The organism is Streptomyces sp. NPDC001270, from assembly GCF_042896695.1.
Classification (GTDB): domain Bacteria; phylum Actinomycetota; class Actinomycetes; order Streptomycetales; family Streptomycetaceae; genus Streptomyces.
Genome location: NZ_JBIAXM010000011.1, coordinates 307,591 through 319,475, shown reverse-complemented (window position 1 = coordinate 319,475; position 11,885 = coordinate 307,591). Strand labels below are relative to the sequence as shown.

Sequence of the window (11,885 nt, the reverse complement as noted above, 5' to 3'; positions counted from 1 at the left end):
TCCTCATCCGTCAGGACCACTTCGACCGTCGGCCGACCCATACGCGCCATGAGCCCAGCCTACTTCTACAGCGAAATAAAGACTCGGGACACTAGCAAGGTCGCCGATCTGGCCGAGCGGGACGCGGCGGCCGCCGAAGAGGCGGCGGCCAACGCCCAGGCCAGCGCCGCGGAGGCCGATGAGGCGGCGACCAGAGCGGAGGAACAACTACGACAGGAGCTTGCGGCGCAGCGGGCGCAACAGGCCGCCGACTCCTCCCCCGACCCCGGTCCGGCGTTCACCTCGGAAGAGGAACAAATTCTGCTGGAGGCCTGTGGCCAGACCTGTGTCAACGAGTACCGCGTTGCGCGGGCGACCCTGGCCAAGGACATCATTGACTGGGCTAAGGAGAACGGCGGCGAGATCCTGCTCGACGTCATCGGGGTCAACGATGCCCGCAAGTGCTTCTCCGCCCCGGACGTCGAAAGCTGCCTGTGGACGCTTATCGATGCCGCCAGCCTCCTTGTCGTCGTCGGAAAGCTGCCGGCGGTCAGCAAGGCGATCGTCGCCATCGGCAGTCGCATCGGCAAGTTCTTCGAGGAGAGCGCTCGGGCCAAGCGGCTCATGGAGCGCCTGCGCACCGTGATCAAGGAGGCCCGGGAGAAGCCAAAGCCGCCCTGCATCGATCCGACCCTATCGAAGTCGTCTGCGGTCGCCGCCAAGGGACAGCAGAGTTCGGTCCGGTCCGTGCAGCGGCTCTCAGCCTCCGAGCCGTGCCCCGACCTCGACGTCGACCTCGGCGGCATCAAGGACGACGTCTACAACCTCATCGACAGCAAGTACGGGCCGGACGTTGCGGACGGAGTGGACTACAACTTCCAGAGGATGCACGACGGCAGTGCCACAGCCGGCAACCACTCACTGCCGGGCATCGGCCACGACGCACGGAAGCTAGCCGACTATCTTGCCTCATGGCGCGGCAAAGCCACCCACTACGACGTGCGCAATCCCGCCGCGAAAGTCGCCTACGACACCCAGAAAGGTGTGATCATCATCAGCGACTCCCGCATGATCCACGCCTACACCTTCAGTGAACACAAGTTCCTGTACGGCGGTAACTACGCTCCCCTGGTGAGCCCCTGATGAGAGGACGGATCGACCTCACGAGAACAGAGGACGGCTACGAACTCCGTCCGACCGTCACCCAGATGGCACTGCTGCGTACGGTGGTTTCCTTCATGGACGACCTGCCGGTGTCTGACAGCGCTCTGCGCGTACAGGTTGGCCAGGACCACACGGGCGTACGCAGACTGTTGGAGCGGCTCAACGGGTCTGGTGAACGGGGTCCGGTACTCCTTGACGAGGCCGCCCTGCACACTGTGCACGCGTCGCTCATGGTGGCCTGGAACCAGGTCCTCTCGGAAGAGGCATTCTACCGACAACTCTCCTTCTTCCGCGAGAACGTCCTCACGGTCGCGCAGGCGATCGCCCAAGCCGTCGAGGAGACGAACAGCCGTGAACAACGGTGAGGAGATTGTGAGGAACCAGGAGCTGGACGGCCAGGAAGGGGCGGACAGTCCGGAGGACGCCGCGCCCTAATCCCCACCCCGCCCGCTTGCCAAACGAAGAGTTCGTCGCAGGAAAAAGTGCGGGCATGGCACATCGAACATGCCCATGCCCGCACAACTTTGGTCGCCTCATGGGCTCCGCTCCCCTGCGCCACCGCTACCCGGTGCGGCACCCAGACGGCCGCTTGGAGGGGGCTGTCGGCCCTGTACGGCTCGTCGGCCGGGAGCCCTGTGCTGCCTGCGACGACGCCGTGGCAGCTGACCTGACGTGTAGAGGAGTTGAGACTGCTGAGTGGCTTCGATCCTGTTTGGCAGGCTCTGGCACAGGTCTTGGGGAGCGGTCGCAGAGGGCACTCGGCGCGGCCTACTTGAGGCGTTTCGCGCAGGTGACCGGAACCTGCCCGCCCACGACGATGTACCAGTTCCAGCCGTCCTTGCTGCACTCGTGGTAGAGCGGGCCGCTGTATGTCCGGCCCTGGGCGATGAGGCAGTAGTTGTTCCGGATCACCTCGCCCCGGCGGACGTAGCGGACGACAAGTGAATCGAGCCGGGCGACGGGGGCGTCGCCCGCCGGCCTGCGAACAGCCACCTTTTCTCCCGTGATCTTGATCTTGCAATGTGTGGGTTCAGCCCGGTGCTGGGGCTGGGCACCGGCCGGCGCGGCCGGGGCGAGAAACCACAGAGCCACCAGACAAGAAGTCCTGCGGCGGCAGGACGCAGTCGGCTGCGGACGTGAGACGGGCACATTCCCTGCTCCTCTGGTCGACTTCATCGCGACACGCGACGTGGGATCGCGGTCGGGAACCGCCCGGCAGGTCAGGTATGAGCCGCGTGCCGGGTGCCCGCTGCAACGACCACCATGTACGCGAAGCAGCGCAGCATCACCTGAATTGACGAGACATGCCGCCGAATGCAGCAAAAATAAATGAAGGGGCCATAAGGGGGGTGGCAGCCTTCGGTACTGACGTCGTTCAACCCGCAGATGACGTAGGGCCCGTTGCCCTGCCGCTACGCATCGCCGTTCACTGTGAGCATGCTCGTCATTCCCCCTGCTGGTGATGTCGGCTCCTGCTTTCGCTTTCGAGGCGGTGCGTGTTCCTGCCGCGCCGGTGGTAGCCAAGGGGGACCTCTGTCGGATCACCTGGTCTTCGGTGACGGTGCGTGCCCAGTCCCGCACATCGTCCAAAGCGCTCGGCACCGCTTACGAGGGCGACACGTACACCGCGCACGGCTGGGCCGAGTGTGAAGTTTCCCCGTGATCTTGGACACTCGATGGCTACGTCGCGAGGGTGTGTCGATGCCGCTGTCTGGTCTCGGCTGGGGTGAGGTAGCCGAAGGTCTTGTGTTTCCGCAGACGGCGGCGGTTGTAGAAGGTCTCGATGAAGTTGAAGACCTCGGCGCGGGCGGTGGCTCGGTCGGGCCAGCTTCGGGTGCCGATCTCCTCCTTGAGTAGGGCCCAGGCACTCTCCGCGGCGGCGTTGTCGAAGCATGATCCGGTGCGTCCGTAGCTCTGCCGCAGCCCCGACTCCCGTATTTTGGCCCGGAATTGGGCCGAGGTGTACTCGCTGCCGCGATCGCTGTGGATCACGCAGCCGGACTCCAGCCCACCTCGGCCGTGGGCCATGTCCAGGGCGTCCACGACGAGGGACGCGGTGATGGTCGGCCATGGCGTAGCCGACCACCTCGCGGGTGGCCAGGTCCAGCCAGCAGGCGAGGCAGAGCCAGCCCTCGGCGGTGGGCAGGCAGGTGATGTCGCCGACCAGCTTGGTGCCGGGCCGCTCGGCGTGGAAGTCTCGGCCGATCAGGTCCGGGGCCGGCTTCGCCTTCACATCCGGCCGGGTCAGCGAACGCCTCTTGCGCCGGGTGACACCGCGGATGTCGCGCTCACGCATCAGACGGGCGACGCGCTTGCGGTTCACGGGCCGGCCCAGGCGGCGCAGTTCGGCGTGGATCCGCGGGACGCCGTAGGTGCGGCGGGAGGCGATGTGCACCACGGTGATCTCGTGTGCGAGTGCGTCGTCGGCGGCCTGCCGGGCACGGCGAGCCGCCTCACCCTCGCGCCAAGCGTAGTAGGAGGAACGGGCCACGTGCAGCACCCGGCACAGCAGCGTGATCGGATAGTTCGCCTTCTCCGCATGGATGAACCGGCACAACTCGCTCACCGGTCGTTCTCCTTCACGAAGAAGGCGGTCGCTTTTTTCAGGATCTCGATCGTCTGCTGCTGTTCGCGATTCTCCTTGCGCAGCCGCCGCAACTCCTCACGCTCGGCACTGGTCAGCTCGCCGGGGGTGCCCTCACCCCGGTCCGCCTTGGCCTTGCGGTACCAGCCGCGCAGGGACTCCGAGCTGATCCCGAGTTCCCGGGCGACCGCGGTAACCGTCTTGCCCGAGGAGTCGACGAGCGCAATGGCGTCCCGCTTGAACTCCTCGGTGTACCGCTTCGTGTACTTGCTTCCCCCCTGGTACTACTTCCTCTGGAACCTCAAGATCCCAGTCTCCAGGTGTCCACGATCAAGGGGAAGCTTCAGGTCAGTTGAGGCCCTACACCACGTGCGAGACGTGACCTTCGCCGAGGATGCCTCCAAGATCCGCACTGGCAGTGCGCCCCGCGCCATGGCCACCCTGCGCAACCTCGCCATCGGGCTGATGCGCCAGGCCGGCTGGGCCAACATCGCCGCCGCAGCCGATTACTACAGGTCACAACCCCAGCACGCCACCGCCCTCCTCAAGATCACCTGCTGAGAACGCATCGGCCTTGGGGCGGTGCGGATAGCGTCGGTCAGTTCACGGGGGTAGAGGCTGAGCCGGCGGCCCTTTCGTGAGCTGGTGCACTGCTCCTTGACCGGGCAGGGTATGCAGTCCAGGGCGGCGAAGGCGACGACGGTCTTGGCCACGCCCTCCTGGACGACGTCGTACCAGGTGGCGCTGGTCTTTCCGGCCGGACAGACGGCACGCTTGCGATCCCACTCGATGGTGAAGTCCTTTGCGGCGAATCCCTGTTGGGCCTTGCCCTGCCGGGAGGCGTCGAGCAGGACCGGGGCGACCAGGGCGATGCCGTAGTCCTTGGCGGACGAGACGATCAGGTCGGCGCTGGGGTAGCCGGAGTCGAGGTAATGCCGGGCGGGCATCAGGGGGCGGCGGCGAAGGGCCTGGTGGATCGTGTCCAGGGCTTTGCTGTCCGGCAGGGTGGAACGGGTAGTCGTGACGTTGGTGATCAGGTTCGGGCGGGTCGGCCGGTCGCCGTCCTCCTGCGGGTGGCAGGTTTCCGAGACGTGCAGCTTGTAGCCGTTCCAGAACAGGTCATGCTTGGCGGACCAGCGAGTGTTGGTGTCGTAGGGAGAGGCCAAGCGGGCCGGGGCGGGCGGCAGGCCGTCACCGCCGTCCTCGGTCCGCTCGCGCTGCCGGATCCGCAGCCTGCCGGTCCGGTCGGTGGCGCGTGTGTAGTTCTGCACCAGCACGCACCGTAGGGTCTGAACCGCGGGCAGCTCGCGCAGCCGCCCCGGGGAGGCGGGCGCGTAAACGGCCTGCAGCAGTGTGTAGCCGTCGGCTGCGTAGGCGAGCACGAGTTCGTTCTGTTTGGTCTTGGATGCGGGCAGTCGCCAGGTGTCGATCCGGTCCGCGTAGCGGTGGCTCCAGTCCTCCACCACCAGCACCTGATCGACCCATTCGGGGCATGCGGCGGCCAGCGCGTTCAGGGCCGCGCGGACGCTCTCGCCGACCAGTTCGAGTCGGTTCAGATCGCGCACCGCGGCGACGATGTGCGTGGAGTCGGTGCGCTGACTGTCGCCCGCCTGCACCAGATCCAGGGTCTGCAGGCGCTCCAGCAACAGCTCCAGAACACGTTCCTCCAGGCCGTGGGCGACAACACGGGAGCGGAACTCTGACAGCACGCTGTGGTCGAAGCCCGGATCCTCCAGGTTCAGGCCGAGTGCGTACTTCCAGGCGAGGTTCTCGCGAACCTCGTCAGCAGCCTGCCGATCGGTCAGGTTCGCGGCCTTCTGTAGCACCGTGACCAGCGCCAGGCGCCCCGGCGACCAGCCCGGCTTGCCAACCTGGCCGAACGCGCCAGCAAAGGCCGCGTCCGGGAACAACTCCCCGAGCCGGTCACGAACCTGCACCGGCAGCGGCGCCTCCCGCCTGCCCCGATACATCGCCCGGATCGCCGCCGCGACCTGCGGATCCGGCTCAGGCCAGGACTGCGGCTGCATCGACACGACACACTCCGATCCCCAAGGAACCACGACGAGATCAACGATCAGCATGATCCCATCCGCTGAGGTCGTCGTAACTCAGTCATCAACTCCGACTCTGCGCGTGCCGATAACCTCATCCGCGCAGATGAGCGCCCTGATCGGGAGTCTCGGCGAGCGTTCTCGTGAGAGTGGAATTGAAGGCGTTCAGGCCCGTAGCTCCATGACGTTGAACGCGTTCAATTCTCTCGCTCCTTCAGACCCGTGTGTGCCAGTCATGAGCGCGCTGAACTGCGCGGATGATTTATTGGCATCCGCAAATGGCCGGGTGCCGAGTCGGCGGCGCAGCACGGCGACTTCGTGGCGCAGCGCCGGCAGCTCGACGTCCTTGGCTCGTTGGGAACGGGAGAGCAGGAGGAGGCGCCCGAGGAGGCGGACAAAGGCGAGATGGACCATGCGGAGCACCACGGCGCTCGTACACGCCATGATCGGAGGCGGGCCTCGAAGTCCTAGGTCGAAGCAGGTACGAGCGTTATGGCACCCCACAGGGAGGGGTCAGGAGGTGGCCGAGTCCCCCTGAGCCGAGGCCGGTGCAGCCCTCCTGGTTCGGGCCTCTTGGTGTTCGGGGTCGCGCGGGGACGAGATGACGACCTCGGAGCGGCGTGGTCCCCGGTCCATGATGCCGCCAGTGATGGCGAGGCCGAGGCCGGCCAGGGCCAGGGCCGCGCCGACCAGCGTGGGCGAGGCCCAGCCCCAGCCGGCCGAGATGACCAGGCCACCCAGCCAGGCGCCACCCGCGTTGGCCAGGTTGAACGCGGAGTGGTTCGAGGCTGCCGCCAACGTCGGCGCTTTGTCCGCCTTGGCCATCAGTAGCATCTGCACGGGTGTGGTGATCAGCGCGCTCAGCGCGGCGATGAGCGTGAGGGTCATGAGCGCGGGCACCGTACTGTGAACGGCGAAGTAGAAGGTCCCCAGCGCTACGGCGAGCAGGGTCAGCCCGACATAGAGCGTCGGGCGCAGCGCCCGGTCGGTGAGCGGGCCCGCTACGAGGGTGCCGAGCGTCATGCCGACGCCGAACAGGGCGAGAACCAGGGTGGTGGAGGAGTCGGAGATCCCCGTGAGGTGGGTCAGCATGGGCACGAGGTAGCTGTAGACGGCGAAGAATCCGCCGAACCCGATGACCGCTGTGGCCAAGCCGAGTGCCACCTGTCTGTTGCCCATGGCGCGCAGTTCGTGCTTGATGCCGGACTGCGGGCCGCGCGGTTGGTGCGGGACCAGGCAGGACAGGGCGATGAACGCCAGGACGCCGATGACGGCGACCGCTATGTACGCGTACCGCCAGCCGAGTTGCTGGCCGAGGGCGGTTCCGGCGGGAACACCGACGATATTGGCCACTGTCAGCCCGAGGAACATGGTCGAGACGGCACGGGCCGCCCGGTCGGGCGCGACCAGCCGGGAGGCGACGACAGCGCCGACGCCGAATAGGGCGCCGTGTGGCAGGCCCGAGAGGACGCGCGCCGCGAAGAGCAGACCAAAACTGGGGGCGAGCGCTGAGGCGGTGTTGCCGATGACGAACAGTCCGGACAGGAGCAGCAGCAGTCTCTTGTGCGGTATGCGGGCGCCGATGCCGGTCAGCAGGGGGGCGCCGACGACGACACCGAGCGCGTAGGCCGAGACGAGGTTGCCCGCGTGCGGTACGGACACGCCGACACTGTCAGCGATCTGGGGCAGCAGCCCCATGGTGACGAACTCGGTCGTCCCGATGCCGAACGCGACGAGAGCCAGGGCCAGCAGAGCCAGGGGCATGGCGCAGGAGAACCTTCCCGGGAGGGGTGGGTGTGTCGGGTTTGCGCGCCGGGCCTCGTCGCCCGGGCACAGCAAAAGGAGAGTCGGCCTGCCGACCCTCCTGAACACAGCACGGCCAGAGGGCTCCGCATTCCTGGGCGGGGAGGCGCACAGAGTGACGTATGTCGCAACGGGAGACGCCGATGCTTCGGGCCGCGGTGGGCTATGTCGGAGCGGCGCGCGGCGGCCGGGACTTCGGCTCTTTCTCCGGCGGTCCATGGCCTTCACGAACGTGTCCCGATCGGCGCTGCCGACGCGTTCGAGGACCTCTGACCGTGACCATGCTCAGGTCTCTGGGGTCAATGCCGTGACTCCGTTCCGAAAATGAACGGTGAAGTCGTAGGCCGCCGAGCGGTGTAGTTGATGTGGTTAGCCTGCCTCGATGGGGTCGAAGCGGATGGTGAAACCGAGGGCGTTGGCTTGGCGGGTCAGGCGGCGCATCGCGTGTTCGGGGTCGAGGCGGGTGAAGTAGTCGCCGCCGAGGTCGTGGTAGGCGACGTTGTTGGCGAGCATGTGCCAGACCGCGGTCAGGATGGAGTGCTTGATGGCGACCACGGCCTTCTTCTTGCCTAGGCGGGGTACGAGGCGGTGGTAGCGGGCGCCGAGGTAGGTGGTGTCGCGGGTGCGGGAGGCCCGTAGCGCTTCAAAATGGCTTCACCGGCTGTGAACTGGGGTTTCTTCGGGTTGTCAGCTGGCTCGGTGGTACTCGTTAATGAGGCATGTGACAGACTGGTGCCGACGTTCGATCCGAGCTGTCGGCAGCGGTATGACGTTGGGGTCGCCGAACGGCGCGAGCTATTTTCGGCCCTGGTGGGGCCGGTGGCTGTTGAAGTGGCAGGCGTACTCGTGAAGGAGATTCTCCGCGTGGCCTCTGCCGAAGATCAGCACTCGGTTGGTGCTGTGGGTGCCGATAATTGCGTCCACGCAGGTCAGCAGCCTTGTGACCTTTCGCTGAGCGGATAGGATCTGAACATGTTCAACACGCGACGGCTGAGCGCTTGAACGCATTCACCTCCAGCGCCGCCGCCCGCGCTGCGGGTGCCGAAAACCCCATCCATGGCCTGTGGCCTGCAGATCCTCCCGAACGGTCAGTGATCGCAGGACGGGTGTGTCAGGCTGGTGGATCGCGCTGTTGCGATTGCCCTGCCTCGCTGTGTCGAGCGTGTTCGCCTTCATACGGCTGTTGCCGATGAGTGCTGTGGACAAGGACATCGAGATATTGACGCTGCGTCACCAGTTGGCTGTCCTGCAGCGGCAGACAGGCCACGTATCACCCCGGCGGACCGCGTTTTCCTGGCCGCGCTCCTCCACCGGCTTCCCAGGCCGAAGCTGCGGCAGTTGCATCTGATCGTCTCGCCGGAGACGGTCCTGAGGTGGCACCGTGACCTCATGCGCCGTCGTCACGCTGACGCCTCCCGTCGCAGGAGGTCCGGTAGGCCGCCAACACGTCGCAGTCTTCAGGCCCTTGTCCTGCGCTTGGCCCGCGAGAACAGCTCCTGGGGGTATCGGCGCATCCGCGGTGAACTCGCCGTGCTCGGCTCCAAGGTGGCACCCTCCACGGTCTGGGAGATGCTGCGAGCGCACGGGATCGAGCCGGCGCCTGAATGTGACCGCTCAACCTGGGCCGCGTTCCTGCGCGGCCAAGCTCACGCGATCCTGGCCTGCGACTTCTTCACCGTCACTACTCTGAACGGCGCGACTCTTTATGTCTTCGCCGTCATCGAGCACGCCAACCGCCGCATCCGCATCCTCGGTGCGACCGCACACCCCACCGCGGACTGGGTGGCTCAAGCCGCGAGGAACCTGGTCATGGGCCTTCAGGACTCCGGCGCCACTGTCCGGTACCTGATCAGGGACCCGGACAGCAAGTTCACCCGGGCGTTCGACGCTGTCTTCGAGGCCGAAGGCGACGAGATCGTCACCACCGGCATCCACGTGCCCCGCATGAACTCGATCACGGAACGCTGGATACAAACCTGCCGACACGCAGGACGCCTTCGCCCTCGCCGACGGCTACGACGAGACCACCGAATGGTGAAGATCCGCTGCACGATGGGTTCGGCGGTGGGGTCGGGTTCGAGTTTGTGGATGCGTTGGCCGGCTGCGGCTTTCGAGGGGTTGGGGTGGGGCCCGGCGTCGGCGATGCGGTATCCGTATGGGGGGCGTCCGCCGAGGTAGCGGCCCTGGAGTTGAGCCGGGGATTTCATGGCGGTGCGTACGCGGATTTTGATGCGGTTGCGTTCGCCTTTGCTCATGCCGCCGAAGACGGACATGACGAGGTCGTGGGCTTCGTTGCCCGGATCGATGGGTCCGCCGACTTCGGGTACCCAGAGGGGGACGCGGAAGTGGACGAAGACGGGGCTGTTTTCGGGTTCCGGGTGCGGCTGGCATGGATTGGCCGTCAGGGCGTGGAGAAGGCGTAGAAGGGCGGCGGCGACAGGTACGGTCACGTCGGGTGGCTCCTCGGGGAGGGCCACGTCGATCTTCCGGGGGTTGTCGGGACTCGAGTGGTGCTCCGACGGGGCTGGGGGCATGCGCTGTTAGTACTCCAGTGCGTTTTCGTGATCTATCCTTCGGGTTCGTCGGGGGATCGTTGTTGGTAGTGGCTGTGTCGGGCTGTTGCCTGGTGGCGTCTGCGCCAGTTCGACCAGTGCAGCAGCCTGGCAGGGGTCACGGTCGGCGGGCTGAGGACGGCGGTGAACAGGTGGCGGATTTCCGGGACGGTCAAGGAGATCGGTTCGCTGTTGCGGGCTGGGGGCTGCGGACCGGTGGACCGCTTGGGTGCCGAGTCGGCGACGGCGGTCAGGAAGGCCAGGATGAGCATGGCGAGGGTGATGTGCCGGTGCCACGAGGTCCAGTTGCGGACCTGGTAATGGTCGAGTCCGACCTGGCCCTTTGCGGCCTGGAAGCACTCCTCCACGCTCCAGCGGACACCGGTGATGCGGACCAGCTCCGCGAGTGTGACCAGGGTGGGTGACCAGCACAGGTGGAAGGCGAGTTCCCTGGTAGTGCGGTTGCGGCGGATCAGCAGGTGGCGGTGGGCGCCGGTACCGATGTGGATCCAGGCCCAGTCGTAGTAGCCCGGGCCCTTCGCGCCAGGGCCGGTGCTCTGCCGCTGCCAGGCGGCGGCGGGCAGGCGTCCGGCGGCGGTGTCCGCGCGGACGGGAGTGCGGCCCTGGTTGATCCGCACCCGCGTCGAGCAGGCGACGGCCATCACGTAACCGGTCCCGCGTGTCTCCAGGGAGGCACGGAGCTGCGGGTCCTGGCCGTAGGCTTCGTCGCCGGTCACCCATGGTGCCTTCACCCCGGCGTCCAGCGCGGCGGCGATCATCTCCCAGGCCAGGCGGGGCTTGGTCGCGAACCGGACTTCGTCGGGTATCCCGGCCGCCCGGCGGCGTTCGGGACATGACCTGGTCGAACATCTCCCGCCAGCGGGCTGGGTCTACGTTATGGTCCGCGGCCACCGCACGATCTTCGATTGTCCACACACCAACCGATGATCACGCGGTGGCCGTACCCGTTCCCAGCCGGGTCCGCAGCAAGATCGCGAAGTCAAACTGGAGTACTAGGCTAGATGCCTGCGAATTGCACCCCGGACAACGTGGTGGCGGCCCGCACGCGACAGCCTCGACAACCAGGCCACCGTCGGCGTCGGTGACGCGCGTCAACCGCACATCGAAACCGGAGAACAGAACATCAGCGAGCGATTCGACCCCCATGTGCAGGATGTCCCACGGAGGAACGTTCCTGCATGCCCGCCTTCGACCTGGGCATTCACGGAACTGCGGCCAGAACCCCGAAACTCCGCACCCGACCGCCCTCTGTGCCGACCTACCCAATGAAAACCTAAACACCATAGTAGGTCGTCGCAGGGGGTGACTCGCCCCTGCCTCGCGGTCGGCCGGTTCCGGGTTGCTGATCGGTCTGGCGCTGGCGGCCGTGGTCGCCTACTGCCATGCCACCTCCTCCACACGGCCCGCTACCCGGCGTCGGGCGGTACCTACGTCTACGGCTGTGAACGGCCCGGTGGCGACCGCCTCCTGCGCGGCCATGGCCCTCACGGTCGGCTCGTACGTCTGGCCGGGCCAGACGCGCGCCGTCGCGGTAGCGGCGGTGACCGCGGTCAACTACGGGGGTGTGCAGAAGTCGGCCTGGCTCACCCGTGCCATCGTCGCCGCGGTCCTGTCGGTGCTCACCGCGGTGGTGGTCGCCGCACTCACCTCCGGAACGGCGGACGCGGCTCGGCTGGGCGTCGGCTCGGACGCCGCCGTCAGCGGGGTGCTCCAGGTCGGCGTCCTCCTCGA

8 protein-coding genes and 5 pseudogenes are annotated in these 11,885 nt (G+C 66.8%); 4 read left to right on the top strand and 9 right to left on the bottom strand.

What is annotated here, in order from left to right:
• Window positions 1–1,122: pseudogene (locus ACFY2B_RS21005) on the top strand (hypothetical protein); the annotation flags it as partial.
• Window positions 1,122–1,508, top strand: coding sequence for a hypothetical protein (locus ACFY2B_RS21000; RefSeq protein WP_390764589.1), 387 nt, complete (start codon window positions 1,122–1,124; stop codon window positions 1,506–1,508). The pseudogene ACFY2B_RS21005 and the gene ACFY2B_RS21000, both read left to right, overlap by 1 nt.
• Window positions 1,509–1,911: 403 nt before the next feature.
• On the opposite strand, the gene ACFY2B_RS20995 is transcribed toward ACFY2B_RS21000, so the two are convergent.
• The 8 genes and pseudogenes from ACFY2B_RS20995 to ACFY2B_RS20960 all read right to left on the bottom strand — a co-directional run bounded on the left by ACFY2B_RS20995 (window position 1,912) and on the right by ACFY2B_RS20960 (window position 8,136).
• Window positions 1,912–2,136 (bottom strand): hypothetical protein, encoded by a 225-nt coding sequence (locus ACFY2B_RS20995; protein ID WP_390764588.1) that lies wholly within the window; start codon window positions 2,134–2,136, stop codon window positions 1,912–1,914.
• A gap of 687 nt (window positions 2,137–2,823) precedes the next feature.
• Window positions 2,824–3,204, bottom strand: coding sequence for a DDE-type integrase/transposase/recombinase (locus ACFY2B_RS20990; RefSeq protein WP_390764600.1), 381 nt, complete (start codon window positions 3,202–3,204; stop codon window positions 2,824–2,826).
• A 7-nt stretch (window positions 3,205–3,211) separates the two neighbouring features.
• Window positions 3,212–3,733: pseudogene (locus ACFY2B_RS20985) on the bottom strand (IS3 family transposase); the annotation flags it as partial.
• A pseudogene (locus tag ACFY2B_RS20980) lies at window positions 3,706–3,978 on the bottom strand (transposase); the annotation flags it as partial. The pseudogenes ACFY2B_RS20985 and ACFY2B_RS20980, both read right to left, overlap by 28 nt.
• A 258-nt stretch (window positions 3,979–4,236) precedes the next feature.
• Complete coding sequence (locus ACFY2B_RS20975) at window positions 4,237–5,808, bottom strand: transposase (protein ID WP_390764587.1); 1,572 nt, start codon at window positions 5,806–5,808, stop codon at window positions 4,237–4,239.
• Between the two features lie 135 nt (window positions 5,809–5,943).
• Complete coding sequence (locus ACFY2B_RS20970) at window positions 5,944–6,192, bottom strand: hypothetical protein (protein ID WP_390764586.1); 249 nt, start codon at window positions 6,190–6,192, stop codon at window positions 5,944–5,946.
• Between the two features lie 99 nt (window positions 6,193–6,291).
• Complete coding sequence (locus ACFY2B_RS20965) at window positions 6,292–7,542, bottom strand: MFS transporter (protein ID WP_390764585.1); 1,251 nt, start codon at window positions 7,540–7,542, stop codon at window positions 6,292–6,294.
• A gap of 408 nt (window positions 7,543–7,950) precedes the next feature.
• On the bottom strand, window positions 7,951–8,136 hold the full coding sequence (locus ACFY2B_RS20960) for a hypothetical protein (protein WP_390764584.1): 186 nt from the start codon (window positions 8,134–8,136) through the stop codon (window positions 7,951–7,953).
• A 634-nt stretch (window positions 8,137–8,770) separates the two neighbouring features.
• Here ACFY2B_RS20960 and ACFY2B_RS20955 point away from each other — a divergent pair.
• Window positions 8,771–9,564, top strand: a pseudogene (locus ACFY2B_RS20955) (integrase); the annotation flags it as partial.
• Between the two features lie 583 nt (window positions 9,565–10,147).
• On the opposite strand, the gene ACFY2B_RS20950 reads toward ACFY2B_RS20955, so the two are convergent.
• On the bottom strand, window positions 10,148–10,960 hold the full coding sequence (locus ACFY2B_RS20950; RefSeq protein WP_390764599.1) for an IS701 family transposase: 813 nt from the start codon (window positions 10,958–10,960) through the stop codon (window positions 10,148–10,150).
• A 500-nt stretch (window positions 10,961–11,460) separates the two neighbouring features.
• Between ACFY2B_RS20950 and ACFY2B_RS20945 the strand changes: the two are divergent.
• Window positions 11,461–11,883: pseudogene (locus ACFY2B_RS20945) on the top strand (amino acid permease); the annotation flags it as partial.
• Between the last annotated feature and the right edge of the window lie 2 nt (window positions 11,884–11,885).

Bases quoted from the DNA above. Each gene is read 5' to 3' on its own strand.
- ACFY2B_RS20970 (WP_390764586.1), bottom strand. From the start codon at position 6,192: ATGGTCCATCTCGCCTTTGTCCGCCTCCTCGGGCGCCTCCTCCTGCTC.
- ACFY2B_RS21000 (WP_390764589.1), top strand. From the start codon at position 1,122: ATGAGAGGACGGATCGACCTCACGAGAACAGAGGACGGCTACGAACTC.
- ACFY2B_RS20975 (WP_390764587.1), bottom strand. From the start codon at position 5,808: ATGCTGATCGTTGATCTCGTCGTGGTTCCTTGGGGATCGGAGTGTGTC.
- ACFY2B_RS20965 (WP_390764585.1), bottom strand. From the start codon at position 7,542: ATGCCCCTGGCTCTGCTGGCCCTGGCTCTCGTCGCGTTCGGCATCGGG.